This window comes from Pseudomonas psychrophila (assembly GCF_001043005.1).
GTDB lineage: Bacteria > Pseudomonadota > Gammaproteobacteria > Pseudomonadales > Pseudomonadaceae > Aquipseudomonas > Aquipseudomonas psychrophila.
This window is the reverse complement of the sequence record NZ_JYKZ01000003.1, coordinates 277,219-295,029: the sequence shown is the minus strand read 5'-3', so window position 1 is coordinate 295,029 and position 17,811 is coordinate 277,219. Positions and strand designations below refer to the sequence as shown.

The window sequence follows — 17,811 nt, the reverse complement described above, 5'->3', positions numbered from 1 at the left end:
GTGCAGGGCATCAATGGGTGCCCTTCAACTCAGTAGGCAGTTTTTTATGACGCCCATGATGTCTTTACCGCACACCTATTACAGCGCCACGCGCAACCAGCAGCTCGACTGCCCGCCCCTTGCAGGCCATGTGCAGGCCGACGTCTGCATTATTGGTGCAGGCTTTACCGGTTTGAACACAGCCATTGAGCTGGCGGAACGGGGGCATTCGGTGATTGTGCTTGAGGCGCGGCAAATCGCTTGGGGGGCCACAGGCCGAAACGGCGGTCAACTGATCCGCGGGGTTGGCCACGACCTGGATGCCCACGAAAAAACCATCGGCCGCGAAGGCGTCACGGTACTCGAGCGATTGGGGCTGGACGCGGTGGATCTGGTGCGCCAGCGCGTAGAAAAACACGGCATTGATTGTGATTTGCGCTGGGGCTTTTGCGAGCTGGCCAATACCCCGGGCCATGTTGAAAATCTCGTGGCAGAGCAGGCGTCCCTGCAACGACTGGGGTATCAGCACAAGGTGGAACTGGTCGAGCGCGCGGACATGCATCGCGTTGTCGCTTCAGACCGCTACCTCGGCGGGCTGATCGATCAAGGCTCGGGGCATTTGCACCCGCTCAACCTGGCTCTGGGCGAAGCCAGAGTCGCTCAGCAGCTTGGGGTCCGGATTTACGAGAACAGCGCCGCGACCCGTATCGACTATGGCAGTCAAGTTCGTGTGCACACGGCCAACGGCGTGGTGCAGGCAAAGACTCTGGTACTCGCTGGCAACGCCCATCTCGGTGATCTGGAACCTGCGCTCAGCGGCAAAATTTTGCCCGCAGGCAGCTACGTGATTGCCACTGAGCCCTTAAACGAGGACTTGGCGCAAACCCTGATTCCCGAGAACCGGGCACTGTGCGATCAACGTGTGGGGCTTGATTACTATCGTTTGTCGGCTGACCGGCGCTTGCTGTTTGGCGGTGCGTGTCACTACTCCGGGCGTACGCCCAAGGATATTGCGGGGTATATGCGCCCCAAAATGCTTGACGTGTTTCCGCAGCTGGCAGGCAAAACCATCGACTTTCAGTGGAGCGGCATGATCGGCATTGGCGCCAACCGGCTGCCACAGATTGGCCGGTTGCAGGCCCATCCCAACGTGTTTTATGCCCAGGCCTATGCCGGGCATGGCATCAACACCACCCATATGGCGGCGCGGCTGGTTGCACAGGCCATCAGCCTTGAACACAGCCAGGGTTTTGACCTGTTCGCCCGCGTACCGCACCTGACATTCCCCGGGGGCAAGCACCTGCGCTCACCTTTGTTGGCGCTGGGCATGCTCTGGTACCGACTCAAGGAAATCGCGGGGCATTGATGCATCCATGGTCACCAATAAGCCTGTAATCCATTACCATGAGCCTCGCCAAGACGTCGTTACGTAGCCTGGAGTGCTCAGTGGAAATCAAACACCTGCGATCATTTGTGACCCTGGCGGAGGAGCTGCACTTCGGCCGCGCTGCGCAACGGTTGTCCATCGTGCAGCCGGCCCTGAGCATGCAGATCAAGCTGCTGGAGGAGGAGCTCGGGGTACGCCTGTTTGAGCGCAACCGGCACTCGGTCACGCTGACTGAAGTGGGCACCCTCTTCCTGCCCGAGGCCCAGGCGACGCTGTATCAGTGCGCCCATGCAGCAGATGTGGCCAAAGCCTGCGGACGTGGAGAAATCGGTCGCGTACGTTTGGGGTTTGTGTCATCGGTGCTGCCTGAACTGCTGCCTTCACTGATCCGCTCGCTGCATGCACGATTCCCGCGTATCGAGCTGGAGCTCAAGGACATGCCTGGCCCGGACCAGGCAGTGGCACTCAAAAACGGCCAGCTCGATTTCGGCCTGATGCGCCTGCCAGCCGCTATCCCCGGCATCCAGACCCGCGAGGTGCTGCAGGAAACCTTTATTGTTGCCCTGCCCGGCGATCACCCGCTGGTTGCCTGCGACACCCTGCACCCGACCACCCTCGACCAACTGCCCGTCTTTATCCTGGCCAGACGTTACGCTCCCGGTTTTTACGATGAACTGATGCAATCAATCACACGTCAGGGCGTGCAGCTTCAAATTGCGGCGGAGCTGGGCGAGTTCACCACCATGCTCGCGCTGGTGTCGGCCGGGTTAGGCGTTGGCTTGCTGCCCGCCAATGCCGGACGCGCATTACCCGCCAACGTCATCTCCAGACCTCTTGAGCTGGGAACCTACCGCGCAACCACAGGGTTGGCATGGACGGATTTGAACAGCGCCGTCAAAAGCACCGTGTTCAACTTGATGAGCGAGTTGCTGCCGTTTGGGCCACAGGTGCTTAAAGAATGACGTGCGGGCTTTGACGTGGTGGATCCCTTACTGACCCCAGCACGTCCTTAACAGGATTGCCTTATGCACGACGGGTTTAATGCTCAATCGATGAACAAAGCACCCAATCAAAGCGAATGAGACTGGATACCGATAATACAATGACAAGGGATGTTCATCGCTTTTAGCTCAAATTAAAGATCCAGTTGGCAAAACATTCATTTAAACAACGACAATGCTGATCCGCTGGCTATAATCGAATCTTTCCTCGTATGGCCTTTTGCTATGCTCCACTCAATTCAATTATTAAGAGCCGTGGCTGCCTGGCTTGTAGTACTTCATCACTATATTCAGATTGTGCATGGCAACCAGCTAAACGGCCCCATATCTAAAGCACTCCATATGTATGGCGCCATAGGCGTGGATTTATTTTTTATTATCAGCGGCTTTGTTATTTACCTATCAGTCGTTGGGAGAAACGTTACACCTGGCGTTTTTGCAGTCCATCGTCTGGCACGAGTAGTACCCGCTTATTGGGTTTTTACTTTTATTAGCGCCGCTACCTTCATCATTGCACCAACGTTCTTGCCACTGACCGCCTTTGAACCGATGTTCTTTTTACAAAGCCTATTGTTTATACCGGCTCAAAACCCATCAGGCATTGGTCCGTATCCACTGATTACGGTGGGCTGGACGCTGAATTATGAAATGGCATTTTATGCTGTTTTTTTGCTGAGCTTTTATTTTCCCAAGAAAATTCAACTACTCATGGTTGCGCTCGGGCTTTTTCTGCTTTGCAAATTTGTATCCCGTCTTGGTGGCGATTGGTCCTTCTATGGCAACAAAATCATCTATGAGTTTTTATTCGGGATCATTACGGCCATCGCCTATAAGAAAAGATGGATGCACAAGCTACCGACACTGGGGGCTGTCGTCATGGTTCTTGTCGCAACTGGAATGATTATCTATTACGGACAAGTCGTTCACAGTCCGATAAAGTCAGGTCTTCCTTGCGCAATGATCTTTTTTGCGGCCGTTTCGCTGGAACGCTTTAGCCCTAAATCAGGATTGATGAGCCGATTAGGGGATTGGTCATATTCAACTTACTTGTGCCACATCTTGGTTATGTGCTGCATGATGAACGTCCAGGAACAATTGAATCTGAGTGATGCCGTGACATTTATCTTGATCATCATGGGTATTGTGGCCGTGTCCTATTCGAGTTTTCGGTGGATCGAAAAACCGATTTCAGATCTCGTGAAAAAGAACTTCAAGACGTCCTCTGTAGCGACAGTCGCCGTTTAGTTTAATTTCATAATCTCATGCATTGCTAACATGCAGAACGCGCCACTGCGCACGAAAATGATTGCTCTTTGTGCGGGCACATCGCCCTGCTCCACAGCTTCGTTTTGTACTCCACACCCAAAGTAAATGATAAACATTCCTGCTGCTGATACGATTCAGCACTGCTGACGCGCCTGAAACGCCCGTAATAGACGTTTCACCCGGAATACCTGGAATACCTGGAACCTTGTCCAGCGTGTGTCCGGTGCTCGGCAGCGAATTCAGTTATCTGCCGTCAATGGTGTGGAGTGTTACGGATGTTGCAAAGGAAGCAGGGATTAAAACGGGCCGGCATTGTGCCGCTGGGTGTGTGCACCAGTCTGATGATCAGTTGCACGGTGCTGGCGAACGAAGCCGCCCCCATACAACTGCCGAGCATTCAGGTCGACGGTGTGCAGTCCAGCGGGGACGATACGGACTACCGTGCAGGCTACAGTTCGACAGCAGACAAGACCGAAACGCCCTACCTCCAGCAGTCACAAACTGTGGATACGGTGACGCCACAACAGCTCAAGGATCAAGCGCCTCAAACCCTCGAAGACGTGATCAAGTTTATGCCAGGGGTCGTGGTCAGCAATAATTTTGGTGGCACCCAGGACAGTTTCATCAAGCGCGGTTTCGGCAACTCCGACGATGGCGGCGTGTTACGCGATGGTGTACGCATGCCCATCGGCCGTAACTTCCAGCGTGTCACCACTGAACGCGTTGAGATGCTCAAAGGCCCTGCCTCATTGCTTTACGGCATGCAGGAGCCGGGCGGTGTGATCAACGTGATCACCAAAAAGCCGCAGTACCAATGGAACAGCGCACTGGGCGGTACTCTGAGTGACCAGGGCGGTGGCGATGGCTGGTTCGATGTGACCGGGCCCCTGGGTGAGACAGGGTTTGCGTTTCGACTGATCGGGCAAAATCGGGACGAAAATTACTGGCGCAACTTTGGCCAGAACACCTCCAAGCTGGTCGCCCCCTCGTTGTCCTATGAGTCTGACGATCTGTCATTTCTGGCCGCCTATGAATACAACGATTACAGCAACACCCTTGACCGCGGAGCAGTGTTTTACAACGGCCATCACGTGGGCAGCCGCGACAAGCGTCTGGACGAAAAATGGACCCGCGCCCAAGGCCAGCGCCAGTCGTTCAACACCACCACCGAGTACCGTCTGGCCCCGGATTCACGGGTACGCCTTACGACCGGCTGGGTGTATGACCACTACAACGATTATCAGGCCGACCCCAGCGAATACCGCCCCGCCACCGGCGAGTTGACCCGACGCTTTCGACGCAATGTGGGCGCCAATCGCGAGAACGCTTACCTGTCTCTGGACTGGATCGGCAACAAGACCTGGTACGGCATCGACCATGATCTGGTCACGGGTGTCGACTATGAAACCCGTCGCGAAGCCAACGGGGATTTCCTGCAAAGTCGTAACGTGGGCGGCTTTTACCCGGCCAATCCGCAGTATGGCTTGTTGCCTGCGACAGGCACGGTCAACCCGTCGAACACCAACGGCAAAAGCCACATCAAGGGCCAGTCGCTGTACGTCAAAGACACTATTCACTTGGGCGAAAAATGGATCCTGGCGCCAGGCCTGCGCTATCAGCACTACTCGATAGACGCTGGAGCGGGTCTGGACTTCAAGCAAACCACTGATGAGGGCGAGTCCAAGCTCCTGCCGTTTCTGGGGCTGGTGTATCAGATGCGCGATGACCTCTCTGTCTATGCCAATTACAGCCAGTCGTTCGCACCCAATGAGATGGAGTCCGGCACCACCTTCGAAGGCACTTACAAGTCGGAGACCGGCCGCCAGTACGAGGTGGGCCTCAAGTATGACAACGGCGACTGGACCAGCCAGCTGGCGCTTTACGACATCCTGAAAAAGAATGTGCAGCAGAACACCGGCGAACTGGACGAGTTCGGCAACATGGTGCAGCGCTTGGCGGGTGAAGTGCAGTCTCGTGGACTGGAATGGAGCATGACCGGACGCCTGAACGCGCAATGGAGCGTGATTGGCAACTATGCCTACACCGACGCCCGGATCAAAAAAGACACCGAACAAACCGAAGGCAATCGGTTGTTCAACGTGGCACGTCATGTGGGCGGTGCTTACCTCACCTACGAAGTCCCGGCCGATATTTTCGCGGGTCGATTGCGCCTGGGTTCCGGTGCTCGCTATGTGGGTAAACGCGCAGGCGATATCAGCAACTCTTTCGAGCTGCCGGACTACACCACGCTGGACGCTTTCGCATCCTGGAATTCTAGCCATCTGTTGGGCAAGGAGACTTCGCTGCAACTCAATGCCAGCAACCTGACCGATCGCAGCTACTTTGTGGCTTCAGGTGGCAACACTCGGCGAGTGAGCTGGGGAGAAGGACGTACGTTGCGCCTGTCTGCGCAAGTCAGCTTCTGATGAGACGTGCGGGCGCCAGGATGACTGGGCATGACGCCCATACATTGACGGTTCAGCAACGTGTGAGGATCACGTCAGCTGCGCTGATCCGGCGCCAGTGCAATGAATACTTGATGCAGCGTTGCCTGGGTTTCACAATCTTGAATTGCGCCTTGGAGTCACTCAGGCGCTGAGCTATTACGCTGTTTCAAAACCCTTCACGGAATTGGGTTGAACCCGAATATAACTGACCAAAAAGGACTTTACGGATGTCATTTTCACTGGAAGAAAGAATCGCTCTGTTAGGGCTAAAGGGTATAGGGCCAACCGTCATCACTCGGCTTGAGCAAATGGGCATCGAGTCCCTGGCTGACCTGAGTAAGGCGAGTGTCAGTGACATCCTCACCCAAGCATCCGCGGCAACCGGATCGACTTGCTGGAAAAACAGCCCTCAAGCCCGAGCGGCCATCACTGCAGCTTTTGAATTTGCCAGAGCCTCAACAGAGACTGTTTCAGTCCAGTAGGCACCTTCCATACGTCCTTGGCGAACAGCTTGATTGTCATGAATCGTCCAAGGTCGCACAGCCCCCTGAGCACTGAACTTATTGGACAGGCGCTCGGTCACACTTCAACCAATACCCTGTGTGAATATCTGCATGCTTAACCTTACAGATAGCAATAGAACGTTTTTAAAGAAGATTTATTCGCTCTCCACCGACCTGAATGACAGAGAGGTTTTGGTGGGGCTCACCCATGAAGAGTCCAGACGATACCTTGCTCTAAGCGAGCCGATGAGAAACGCGACACCTGAAGAAAAGAACGAGCACTCCGAGCTTAAGGACAGGCACAGCCTGACTCGCGTGCAAGTTTTGGAGGCGGAGCTTTACCTGCGGACCGAGAACCCTTCTGTGCACTGAGAATGTTCATTCGGTGCAGTCGGAAAAATCCGGCAGAATGATCCACCGTGATACACATTCTCAGGAGAGCTCATGAGACGAATCCAGCCCAATCAGGAGCTTAGTCGCAAGCTCGAAATAATAGGTAGCAAGCTTGAGCTGGCCGCAAATGATGCGCTTGGCCAAGCGAAGGAATATCAGGGCGCAGAACTCATAGAAGTTCTCAAGCTGATCACAAAGCTTTACGAAGACGTTGCCCGGCTTAAGGTGATTTCAGAAGAGCTCAAGCAGAGAGATTGCGAAGACTAAAGCTGAGTGCGTGGCGCGACTTCGATTTACTGGCGTTCATCTGATGTATGCGTCGTTTTGGCGATTGCCCAGCCCGTGCTGCGAACTTGATACGCCACTCAACCTGTCGAGAAGCCAATCTTCAACCGAAAAGCGCGGACGGCTAGCGACCTTGGTAGCATGACCGTCCGCCTCCCCTCGACTACTGACCTTTTTGTGAGTTGACAACATCCTGCAGGGCTTTATTCGTGAGGCTGATGCACTTCTGCGTGTCACCTTCAGCCTGCGCTTTTTCAGCCTCAACTCTCGCGTCGTGGATTTGCCCAAGCAGCGGCTGGCCAAGAGTGCTGGCAGTGGCCTTGTAGTCAGACAGTTTCTGCAGATTGATGGTGCATAAATCATCGGCAGCAAAAATAGGCGTTGCTACCAGGCCCGCTAGAACAAACAAAACTGATCGTTTCATAACGCTCTCTCTTATTGAGGCAGTGGGCTTTCACTATAGCTATAAACAAGCAATCTGCCGCCTGCACTGGGCATCTCCCCTACCGTGCCTGCTGGCACCTGTAAATCCGGCATTGCTTGAGATGCCCTGCACATCACACACGAAGTCCTCATCGAGGTGTTTGTGGCACCGAAGGACAGGGGCCGCATGCAAATAATTATGCTGAAAACAGTGCAGATTCACGTAATCAAGCTTCACTTGAATATAAAGGTTTGCAGTGAACAACCAGCGCCAACGACAGCCTGTCGGTAACTGCCCGATCCCTCACGGGAGGTCGCATCGGAGTGTGATCTGAATGCCGCCCGCCAGCGCGAGAGCAACGTCGGACAAGCATCAGGTAGATCCCACTCCCATGCAGAATACTTGGGCACCGCGCAACGCGTGTCATCTGCATCAAAGCCGTTTAATAACACTCTTCCCTTCAGCCTACCGGACGTTGGTTGTTGCTTAGCTATCCGAAGTGGGATGTTCATTGAACCGAGCATGCATCTGAAGCAACAAATGGGCGTTAGAAGTTTATTTGGACGTGCCCCAATTCGTACACAAAGGGTGCTCTCCAGAGTTATCGAAGAGACGCATAAGCCGGGCCAACCGTGCGGGGTTAAATATAAAGACTTGGGGAAGCTGTTGAGACGTCCCCCACCGCTAAACACACCAGAGCTTAAAGCTGTTTTGAAGACTACTGCTGAGGCTAGGGGCTTATTAAAAGCTCAGGTTACTGAGCACAGCCAGAGAAATTATGGCATTGGCAATTCGAAATCTAACTCGCTGAACAACGAAATGAGTCAACTCCACATAATGTATTAAACACTCCCATATTGACTCTGCAAAACCTGCATGCCCACCTGAATCCCGAACAGAGTCGGGTGGATCCAGACGATGGGGGAATTAAGGGAAAATCATAGCGAGGCGGTAAATCTAACTGAACGTTTGCCCGCTCAAACTAAAAACCATAGCACAGTGGATTTTACCCTCCCTAAGGTTGAGTCAAGTAAGGTCTCAGCCAAGAGAGATTTGACTCAAGCGTTATTTCCTTAAAATAGAAAAACCTAAAGGTCGGCACGGAAAAACATGCCAGTGCTAGATTCAAACCGCCAGCAAGAACTCATGGATTGAGCCAAGAGGATCAGAAAGAGTGAAACTTTATTAAAACCAATACTTCAGCCCATTTTAGATTAATAGCATATATTAATCAACTGAAGGCTTTGATGTTTGATAATTTGGAAGGCAATATGCCTACCTCAGATCAGTCGGTTATTTACAACTCAGGAGAAAATAATTTTCAGCCTAAGACTTAGCCTTTACACTACCCCACTGGGCAGATTAGCTTATCGTAAATTTCTTAATGATACTGGTATGCCGCACGCCTGTGCCGTTAGCTCAGAGGTATTACTGTAGGCAACTTTTAGGCAGTACCAACCCTTGTTCGTCAGTGGGTAAAGTGATTGAACAATCTATGCCCAGAGCAGGCAAATGGCGGGTGCGTGTAGGGCGCACGGCAAGCCAGTAAGATTGAGTAATACTGAGTAATAGGCACTTAAGGACTTATATAGAACTGCCTTCTACGATGCTGGCGTGCAACGAGCGTCGAGTGGGTATAAAGCAACTCTAAATAAAGCTAATTGGAGGGTGCACTTTCGGGAAGTGTTCTATGGCCGTAAATAAAAAAGGGATTTTGTTCGTGACTGCAGCAGTCGACGCGGAAGAACAAGAATCGGTCTTATTAACCCTGCGCAAGATAGTACCTGCGCTTGTCTGTTTCGGTCACGTGTAGGTACCTGTGGATTGGTTGCTGGAATATTTTCCGCTGTCTAGACTGAGGTTTTAACTTATCGTGATGGAAGCGCTTCGCATTTTTAACATTCGCGCCTGCCATAGCCAGAATGCAACTCTGTTAGTAAAGAGGCTGTTCAATCCCCCCAGGACTCATTAGATGCGCTAGGTCTGCAGTAGACAGTTGTCTCGTACTCATCAGCTACATGCGGCGGACGGTTCCCTGAGCATTATTGAAAGTCATGTTAGATATGTGTATTTAATTAAAGTTACCATGAACAGGTCTATCAATGCGTAAGAAAGTAGTCAGCCAATGGACAATAGGGATTGGATTGGGTTGCCTCTTTATGAGTGGTTACTCTGCGGGTCATAATGACAGCACCTGTGCTGAGCGTCGTGATGAAATACTGTATCAATTAGAGCAAGCCAAACAAAGTGGCAATCGGTATAAGCAGTCGGGGCTGGAAACAGCCCTGCACAACGTAAAGCGATACTGTCAGGACGATGCGATTGAACGTCGTCAAAATAAAATAGAGAGCGCTGTGGCTGAAGTTATTTACAGAAGTGAGCAACTTGAAAAAGCGCTGAAAGAGGACGAGCCAAGTAAAGTTATGGTATGTCGAGAGAAACTGCATCACGCTCGCAGACAATTGGCTCGCGCGACTGCGGATTAGTAGTGAACGGTTATTAAATAATGAGCGTCAGTATGAGTAATGCATGGGTTAAGGTTATGTCGATTTACGCACTGGCAACATTTGCCAGTTCGGCAGTGGCCATGAATAATTTTTGGCTTGAAACGTTCATATCCAGTACGTCCGGTGGATCAACCTATCTCACGTCCAAGGACAACAAACTGAACGTGTCGGTACTTGGTGATGCGAGCAGTTTTGTTGCAAGCGGTGGTGCTATCCACGGCCCTTACCTGGAGGCGTCAATCAATGCTATGCGGGCGTCAAACCCCGCCCTGGATGTTAGTGATATGGAGTTGGCTACGCGTTTATTGCTGCTATCGGTATCTGAGTCGTCGGGAGAGTGATCATGAAACTTAAGATTTTACTTGCCGGCGCCCTTATGTTCACTGTCAGTATTTCAGGATGCACGACCAGAGACTGGATTCAAGCAGTGGGGGGTGCTGCACAAGCGCGTGACGAATACGCTAAAAAAAGCCGTATCGAACGGCTTAAAAAAGCAAATGCCTCGTCCTCTCGCGTAAATTAAATTTGAAACGCTTGCGGAATCTAATTATCCATACATGACTAATTTGCATGTAAAAAAATTCGGATTGCAAATCCGGCTACGCCAGTTCAAGTCCGGCTTCGGCCTACATAACTCCGTATGACCTCATAGGTCCGGTAGTATGCTTTCGGCCAAAAGCGATCGCTCACTCTCTAAGAAGTTCAGAGCGATTCAGTCACCCCTCCACCGATGGCAGCGCTTGCCCGGGCAAACGATCCGTGGCGCGCGATTGAGCATCAGGCGGTTGCAGCATGACCGCCCTTAGCCGAATCGTAATATTTCGACGCCCCCCATGCGGCCGCTTGATCTGCACACCATCTGTTATAAACGCGGCAAATCACCCGCGCACGGGAGAAGTGATGACTCACCCTCCCAAAGATGAAGGCCCCAAAGGCAGGGTTTTGTGAATTGCGGTTATAGCTCAACCACCCGTTGCAGCGCAGCCCACATTCCTTTCGCGACCATGCGTCCAGACGGATGCGAAGTCGAAGGTCTCTCCCGACATTGTATCGACACAGGGCGTTTGGATGATGAGCAAGGTAAAGTCGCTATCACCGTCGACACCGACGTATTTAACGTTATCTGCCGAAATAACCTTGTCAACTTTGAGCTGACTACCCTGTAAGTTTTCAGGCGTTATCCAGGTCAATGTGGCTCCGTTGGATTTGATCGTCCAGAACGGTTCATTACCTCTTGCAACGAACTCTCTAACCAGTCCGCTCGACTCAATTTTCTGAGATGAACTTGCCTTGGATGCTTGGAATTCAGCTACATCACCAACAGGCTGAGACTGTTTACATGCCGTTAACACCGACAATAAAAAAGCCCCCCCGAGAAACAAAAACATTTTCTGAATCATGGCTTTACATTCCTTATAGGCGTTGTGATCCAACCTAACAAAATACATGCGTATTACCAGCTATACCAGTTCGCCCGCCCTCAATTCAAAGCCAGCCGCTACAGCGACAAGGACGAAGTCATGCCTGAAGAAACAGTATTGATCCAGCCGGTTTGCGTCGAACGTGACAACGACGGATGGTGGGTTAACCCAACATGCCAGGTATCGATGTCTTCACCCGTATGACGACGGCGAGTGTCACTGCCTCGACTGGAACCCGTTCGCATCTGCTCATGAGCAGTTCCTGATCGGGATTTTCGATACCGTAGACCCTGGTCCTGTTTAACGAAAAAGTCCGCCCTACTTCAGTGAGTTTCTTATTGGCGAGCGCGGCCTTGGCTTTGACCGGCTGGAGCTTGATGAGTGGGCCTATTCTTACGTCGAAACCAGGGCAATTGATATAAAAGGCGCATCGGAGTAACAACATGGCGCGCAAAACAATCACAGGCCTTTCCCAAAGGAACGGGCTCGGCATATCGACAAGAAAATCAACGGCGAACGAATTTGCGAAAGTACTGGAGCTAGTCAACGGTAAGCAACAGAGCGGTACCTGATCCACCGGCTGAAGCAAATCCGGCAGCAAAAGGTGTATGGCGTCAAGCAGGTGAGAACGTGGCGGGACGCAGCCATGCGTTTCCTTCTGGATATTCGCGACCAGCCATTGATCAAGTTGTCAGCTCACCACCTTTCGCAGCTCGATCCGTATATCGGTGGCATGCCTTTGATCAATTTTGGCGGGCGATGTGATGAGCGCCCGGTGGTGCTCAACACCGTGGCCAAGTCGATCATTGAGAAGCAGCGTGGTATCAGCAAGGAATGGGTGTTTCCTTACAACGGTACCGCGATGCACCAAATGAACGATTCAGCCTAGAAGAAAGCGCGAGTGAGAGCGGCGAAACTCTGGCAGGAGAAAAACCTTCGCCGTGCTGACCCTGGCTACCAGTCGATCAGGATTCACGACTTGAAGCACACGTTTGGCCGACGGCTACGAGCAGCAGGTGTAACCGAGGAAGACCGCAAGGCATTGCTCGGACACAAGAACGGCAGCATCACCAGTCACTACTCCGGCGCTGAACTGGGGCAACTGATTGAGGCTGCAAATATGGTATCAGCAACCGACTCACGAGGTCTGGTTCTGACAATTTTGAAGAGGAGGCAGGGATGAAAAGCGGAAAAGCCCCGAAAATCTCCCGAAAATGAAAAAGGCCAATGTCGGGGACATTGGCCTAAGTCATTGAATAATATGGTCGGGACGGAGTGATTCGAACACTCGACCCCTAGCACCCCATGCTAGTGCGCTACCGGACTGCGCTACGCCCCGACTAGGCGTTACAACTTTCTAGAACGTCGAGAAATATACCCTAAGCTTTTGAAATACGAAAGTATTTTAAACGCCGAAGTTACTTTCTAAGGACTAGCAAAACATCCTCCAACTCGGAGATCGTTTGGCGAATCAGTTGCTTGTACTGTGTGGTGTCATCTTTGGCTTCATCACCAGAAAGTCGCAAACGCGCTCCTCCAATGGTGAATCCTTGATCATAAAGCAGTGCACGAATTTGCCGGATCATCAGCACATCTTGACGCTGATAATACCGGCGATTTCCGCGACGTTTCACAGGGTTGAGTTGAGGAAACTCTTGCTCCCAATAGCGCAGCACGTGCGGTTTTACCGCACAGAGCTCGCTGACTTCGCCAATGGCGAAGTAGCGTTTGCCTGGGATCGGCGGGAGCTCGTCGTTATGACTTGGTTCCAGCATAAGCCTCTACTCGGGCCTTCAACTTCTGCCCTGGACGAAAAGTGACTACACGGCGAGCCGTGATCGGGATTTCTTCTCCCGTTTTCGGATTGCGGCCTGGCCGCTGTCGCTTGTCACGCAGATCAAAATTGCCAAAACCTGACAATTTGACTTGCTCGTTGTCTTCAAGAGCGTGCCTGATTTCTTCGAAAAACAATTCCACCAATTCTTTGGCTTCACGTTTATTCAGGCCCAACTCTTCATAAAGACGTTCCGCCATTTCAGCTTTCGTCAGAGCCCCCATACGTCACTTCCTTAACGTGGCGTTCAACCTTTTTTCGAGCGAGGTGAGAATGTTTTGCGTCGTGGCGTTCACCTCATCGTCATTAAGAGTGCGCGATGGATGCTGCCAGGTCAAGCCAACTGCAAGGCTTTTTCTATGCGGATCAATACCTTTACCCTGGTAAACGTCAAATAACCTTAGGTCCGTGAGCCACTCGCCTGCATTTTCACGAATTACATCCAGTACAGCACTGGCTGCAACGTCACGGTCGGCCAACAAGGCCAAGTCACGACGCACTTCAGGAAAGCGCGATAACTCATGGAATTTAGGCATTTTACCCAGCGCCACTTCAGCCAAAACCAGCTCAAAAACAAACACTGGTCGGTCAAGACCCAGGTTCTTTGACAGTTCCGGGTGAATTGCACCGACATAGCCGACTTCTCGACCATCACGTTCGATACGGGCGGTTTGACCAGGGTGCAGCGCAGGATGTTTACCTGGCACGAAGCTGAATGCATCCAGAGCACCAGCAAAACCCAACACTGCCTCTACATCGGCTTTGACGTCGAAGAAGTCAACGACGTCGCGGCCTTGCGCCCAACCCTCAGGAAGACGACTGCCGCAAACCACACCTGCCAGCATGGGCTCTTGCTTAAGTCCTTCCAGCTGACCTACAAAACGCAGACCACTTTCGAATAGGCGAACGCGGTCTTGCTGACGGTTCAGGTTGTGCTGCAATGCCTTGACCAGTCCTGGCCACAACGAGGCACGCATAGCGGCCATGTCGTTGGAGATCGGGTTAGCCAGCAGCAGTGGCTCAACACCCGGGCTGAACAGTTCGAACTGTTTCGGGTCGATGAAGCTGTAGGTGATCGCTTCCTGATAACCACGCGCTACAAGTAAACGACGCAGCTCAGGCAGGTCGCTACGGGCTTCAGCCTTGGCTTGCGGTGCCAGGCGGGCCTGCGGATAACGAACCGGCAAACGGTTGTAGCCGTACAGACGGGCCAGCTCCTCGATAAGGTCAACTTCCAGACTGATATCGAAGCGATGACTAGGCACTTCTACACGCCACTGCCCTGCCCCTTCAGCGGTAATGGTCAGACCCAGGGCACTGAGCAAGCGCTCAATTTCTGCCGAATCCATTTCCAAACCCAGCATCTGACTGATACGAGCTGCACGCAAAGTGATCGGTGCAATCGATGGCAGATACTGCTCGCTGACAGTTTCGATGATCGGGCCGGCTTCGCCGCCAGTGATGTCCAGCAGCAGGCCAGTGGCGCGCTCCATCGCTTCACGGGCCAGCTTCCAGTCAACGCCACGCTCATAGCGGTGCGAAGCGTCAGTATGCAGACCATATGAACGTGCTTTGCCAGCGACAGCAATCTGATCAAAGAAGGCACTTTCAAGAAATATATCGCGGGTCTTGGTGGTTACACCGCTGTGCTCGCCACCCATTACGCCAGCAATCGCCAAGGCCCGGGTGTGGTCAGCAATCACCAGTGTATCGCTACGCAGGGAAACTTCCTGACCGTCGAGCAACACCAGCTTTTCGCCATCTTCGGCCATGCGTACGCGGATACCGCCATTGATTTCGGCGAGGTCAAACGCGTGCAACGGCTGACCCAGCTCCAGCATCACATAATTGGTGATGTCGACAGCTGCATCGATACTACGTACATCGGCACGACGCAAACGCTCAACCATCCACAACGGCGTGGGCCGGGACAGATCAACATTGCGGATTACACGGCCCAGGTAACGCGGGCATGCGGCAGGAGCAAGTACTTCGACAGAACGGACTTCGTCATGTACAGCCGGTACAACAGCCACAACAGGGCGAGTCACCGGCGCCGCGTACAAAGCACCCACTTCCCGGGCAAGACCTGCAAGCGACAGGCAGTCACCGCGGTTAGGGGTCAGGTCCACTTCGATACTAGCGTCTTCGAGGTTCAGGTAAACGCGGATATCTTCGCCAACCGGCGCATCAGCCGGCAGCTCCATCAGACCGTCGTTACCTTCACCCACCTGCAGCTCTGCCTGGGAGCACAACATGCCGTTGGACTCGACACCACGCAGTTTGGCTTTCTTGATTTTGAAGTCACCCGGTAGTTCGGCGCCGATCATGGCGAACGGAATCTTCAGGCCTTGACGCACGTTAGGCGCGCCGCAAACTACCTGAAAAGTCTCAGAACCATTACTGACCTGGCAAACACGAAGCTTATCGGCATCAGGGTGTTGCTCAGTGCTCAGCACCTCGCCCACGACCACACCACTGAATACACCGGCGGCCGGCGTAACGCTGTCGACCTCAAGACCGGCCATCGACAGACGAGCAACCAGCTCGTCGCGACCTACCTGCGGGTTTACCCAACCACGCAGCCATTGTTCACTGAATTTCATCCTGCTCTCCTAAGAATTAGTTACGACTAGCGAAATTGCGCGAGGAACCGCAAGTCGTTGTCGAAGAACAGACGCAAGTCATTCACGCCGTAACGCAGCATGGCCAGACGCTCAACGCCCATACCGAAGGCAAAGCCCGAAAATTCTTCTGGATCAATTCCGGACATGCGCAGCACGTTCGGGTGAACCATGCCGCAGCCCATAACTTCCAGCCAGCCCGTCTGTTTGCAGACACGGCAGCCTTTACCGCTGCACATCACGCATTCCATATCCACTTCAGCTGAAGGCTCAGTAAACGGGAAGTACGAGGGACGGAAGCGCACGGCCAGTTCTTTTTCGAAGAACACCCGCAGGAACTCTTCGATGGTCCCTTTCAGGTCCGCGAAGTTGATATCGCGATCTACCAGTAGGCCTTCAACCTGATGAAACATCGGCGAGTGGGTGATATCGGAGTCGCTACGGTACACACGGCCCGGGCAGACGATGCGGATCGGCGGTTGCTGCGATTCCATGGTGCGGACCTGTACCGGCGAGGTATGGGTGCGCAACAACATGTTTGCATTGAAGTAGAAGGTGTCATGCATCGACCGGGCCGGGTGATGGCCTGGGATGTTGAGCGCTTCAAAGTTGTGATAGTCGTCTTCAACCTCAGGGCCTTCGGCAATGCCGTAGCCAATGTGGGTAAAGAACTGCTCGATACGTTCCAGAGTCCGGGTAACCGGATGCAGACCGCCGGAGGTCTGGCCACGGCCAGGCAGGGTCACATCAATGGACTCGGCAGACAGTTTGGCGGCCAGGTCAGCCTCTTCAAACAGTGCCTTGCGCGCATTGAGAACCTCTGTGACACGCTCCTTGGCAACGTTGATCAGAGCACCTACTTGCGGACGCTCATCTGCCGGCAGATTGCCCAGGGTCTTCATCACCTGAGTCAATTCACCTTTTTTGCCAAGGTATTGAACCCGGATTTGCTCCAGGGCATTGATATCTTCAGCGCTTTGCACAGCCTCTAGTGCTTGAGAGACCAGCGCATCCAGGTTTTCCATGTACAGACTCCAGATACAAAATAGGGGAAGAGCTTGAAGGCTCTTCCCCTATTTAAGACGTTTAGCACCTGGGCTCACACAGGCAAGCCCAAGTGAATGTCGGGGGTACTTAAGCCAGAGTGGCTTTAGCTTTCTCGACAATCGCAGCAAACGCCGCTTTTTCGTTCACTGCCAGATCAGACAGAACCTTACGGTCGATCTCGATGGAAGCTTTTTTCAGGCCGGCGATGAAACGGCTGTAGGACAGACCGTTAATACGTGCACCAGCGTTGATACGAGCGATCCACAGAGCGCGGAACTGACGTTTTTTCTGACGACGGTCACGGTAGGCGTATTGGCCTGCCTTGATTACCGCTTGCTTGGCAACACGGAATACGCGTGAGCGTGCGCCGTAGTAGCCTTTAGCCAGTTTCAGAATTTTTTTGTGACGTTTACGGGCGACAACGCCACGCTTTACACGAGCCATGAGTTACTTCCTCTATTCTTGACCGAAATTAGCAAAGGCGCAGCATGCGCTTCACTTTTGCCACGTCAGACGGATGCAGCAAGCTGCTACCGCGCAATTGACGCTTACGCTTAGTCGACATTTTGGTCAGGATGTGGCTCTTGAAAGCGTGCTTGTGCTTGATGCCGTTAGCAGTTTTCAGAAACCGCTTAGCAGCACCACTTTTAGTTTTCATCTTTGGCATGTTCGGTACTCCGCATTCAGTTGATA

General features: G+C 52.8%; 17 protein-coding genes, 1 tRNA gene and 1 pseudogene. 10 read left to right on the top strand and 9 right to left on the bottom strand.

The features are described 5' to 3' along the window. Positions 1–46: 46 nt before the first annotated feature. From TU76_RS10570 to TU76_RS10540, 6 genes are all read left to right on the top strand, one after another. Positions 47–1,345: an NAD(P)/FAD-dependent oxidoreductase gene (locus TU76_RS10570; RefSeq protein ID WP_019829279.1), complete on the top strand. Its 1,299-nt coding sequence runs from the start codon at positions 47–49 to the stop codon at positions 1,343–1,345. A gap of 80 nt (positions 1,346–1,425) precedes the next feature. Further along, positions 1,426–2,328, top strand: coding sequence for a LysR family transcriptional regulator (locus tag TU76_RS10565; protein ID WP_048351608.1), 903 nt, complete (start codon positions 1,426–1,428; stop codon positions 2,326–2,328). Between the two features lie 264 nt (positions 2,329–2,592). Next, positions 2,593–3,612: an acyltransferase family protein gene (locus TU76_RS10560; RefSeq protein ID WP_048351607.1), complete on the top strand. Its 1,020-nt coding sequence runs from the start codon at positions 2,593–2,595 to the stop codon at positions 3,610–3,612. A 296-nt stretch (positions 3,613–3,908) separates the two neighbouring features. Continuing rightward, the gene (locus TU76_RS10555; RefSeq protein ID WP_046808975.1) at positions 3,909–6,059 is read left to right on the top strand and encodes a TonB-dependent siderophore receptor; all 2,151 of its coding nucleotides are present in this window, start codon (positions 3,909–3,911) and stop codon (positions 6,057–6,059) included. Between the two features lie 248 nt (positions 6,060–6,307). Beyond that, positions 6,308–6,562, top strand: a complete 255-nt coding sequence (locus tag TU76_RS25590) for a helix-hairpin-helix domain-containing protein (RefSeq protein ID WP_048351606.1) — start codon at positions 6,308–6,310, stop codon at positions 6,560–6,562. A gap of 465 nt (positions 6,563–7,027) precedes the next feature. Further along, positions 7,028–7,243 (top strand): hypothetical protein, encoded by a 216-nt coding sequence (locus tag TU76_RS10540; RefSeq protein ID WP_019829273.1) that lies wholly within the window; start codon positions 7,028–7,030, stop codon positions 7,241–7,243. A 181-nt stretch (positions 7,244–7,424) separates the two neighbouring features. Here the strand turns inward: TU76_RS10540 and TU76_RS10535 are convergent, their stop codons facing one another. Next, complete coding sequence (locus tag TU76_RS10535; RefSeq protein ID WP_019829272.1) at positions 7,425–7,685, bottom strand: hypothetical protein; 261 nt, start codon at positions 7,683–7,685, stop codon at positions 7,425–7,427. 2,102 nt (positions 7,686–9,787) lie between these two features. Between TU76_RS10535 and TU76_RS10525 the strand changes: the two genes are divergently transcribed. The 3 genes from TU76_RS10525 to TU76_RS10515 are packed head-to-tail and all read left to right on the top strand — an operon-like array spanning position 9,788 to position 10,715. Continuing rightward, complete coding sequence (locus TU76_RS10525; RefSeq protein ID WP_048654687.1) at positions 9,788–10,171, top strand: DUF1090 domain-containing protein; 384 nt, start codon at positions 9,788–9,790, stop codon at positions 10,169–10,171. Positions 10,172–10,203: 32 nt separating this feature from the next. Further along, positions 10,204–10,533: a DUF2388 domain-containing protein gene (locus tag TU76_RS10520; protein ID WP_048351604.1), complete on the top strand. Its 330-nt coding sequence runs from the start codon at positions 10,204–10,206 to the stop codon at positions 10,531–10,533. 2 nt (positions 10,534–10,535) lie between these two features. After that, positions 10,536–10,715, top strand: a complete 180-nt coding sequence (locus TU76_RS10515; protein ID WP_048351603.1) for a hypothetical protein — start codon at positions 10,536–10,538, stop codon at positions 10,713–10,715. 439 nt (positions 10,716–11,154) lie between these two features. On the opposite strand, the gene TU76_RS10510 is transcribed toward TU76_RS10515, so the two are convergent. Further along, a complete protein-coding gene (locus TU76_RS10510; RefSeq protein WP_048351602.1) occupies positions 11,155–11,592 on the bottom strand; it encodes a hypothetical protein in 438 nt (145 codons plus the stop codon). Between the two features lie 464 nt (positions 11,593–12,056). Between TU76_RS10510 and TU76_RS10500 the strand changes: the two are divergent. Next, positions 12,057–12,796 (top strand): annotated as a pseudogene (locus tag TU76_RS10500) (tyrosine-type recombinase/integrase). 79 nt (positions 12,797–12,875) lie between these two features. Here TU76_RS10500 and TU76_RS10495 read toward each other — a convergent pair. The 7 genes from TU76_RS10495 to rpmI form a co-directional block, all read right to left on the bottom strand. After that, a tRNA-Pro gene (locus TU76_RS10495) sits at positions 12,876–12,952 on the bottom strand. Positions 12,953–13,031: 79 nt separating this feature from the next. Then, entirely contained in the window at positions 13,032–13,388 is a 357-nt protein-coding gene (locus tag TU76_RS10490) for a MerR family transcriptional regulator (protein ID WP_019829202.1), read from the bottom strand. Further along, the gene (gene ihfA, locus TU76_RS10485; protein ID WP_002553164.1) at positions 13,369–13,671 is read right to left on the bottom strand and encodes an integration host factor subunit alpha; all 303 of its coding nucleotides are present in this window, start codon (positions 13,669–13,671) and stop codon (positions 13,369–13,371) included. Before ihfA ends, TU76_RS10490 begins: the two co-directional genes overlap by 20 nt. 3 nt (positions 13,672–13,674) lie before the next feature. Beyond that, complete coding sequence (pheT, locus tag TU76_RS10480) at positions 13,675–16,053, bottom strand: phenylalanine--tRNA ligase subunit beta (RefSeq protein WP_046808930.1); 2,379 nt, start codon at positions 16,051–16,053, stop codon at positions 13,675–13,677. Between the two features lie 26 nt (positions 16,054–16,079). After that, the gene (pheS, locus tag TU76_RS10475) at positions 16,080–17,096 is read right to left on the bottom strand and encodes a phenylalanine--tRNA ligase subunit alpha (protein ID WP_048351600.1); all 1,017 of its coding nucleotides are present in this window, start codon (positions 17,094–17,096) and stop codon (positions 16,080–16,082) included. A 109-nt stretch (positions 17,097–17,205) separates the two neighbouring features. Next, positions 17,206–17,562: a 50S ribosomal protein L20 gene (gene rplT, locus TU76_RS10470; RefSeq protein WP_003442184.1), complete on the bottom strand. Its 357-nt coding sequence runs from the start codon at positions 17,560–17,562 to the stop codon at positions 17,206–17,208. Between the two features lie 28 nt (positions 17,563–17,590). After that, positions 17,591–17,785, bottom strand: coding sequence for a 50S ribosomal protein L35 (rpmI, locus tag TU76_RS10465; RefSeq protein ID WP_003442181.1), 195 nt, complete (start codon positions 17,783–17,785; stop codon positions 17,591–17,593). Positions 17,786–17,811: the final 26 nt, after the last annotated feature.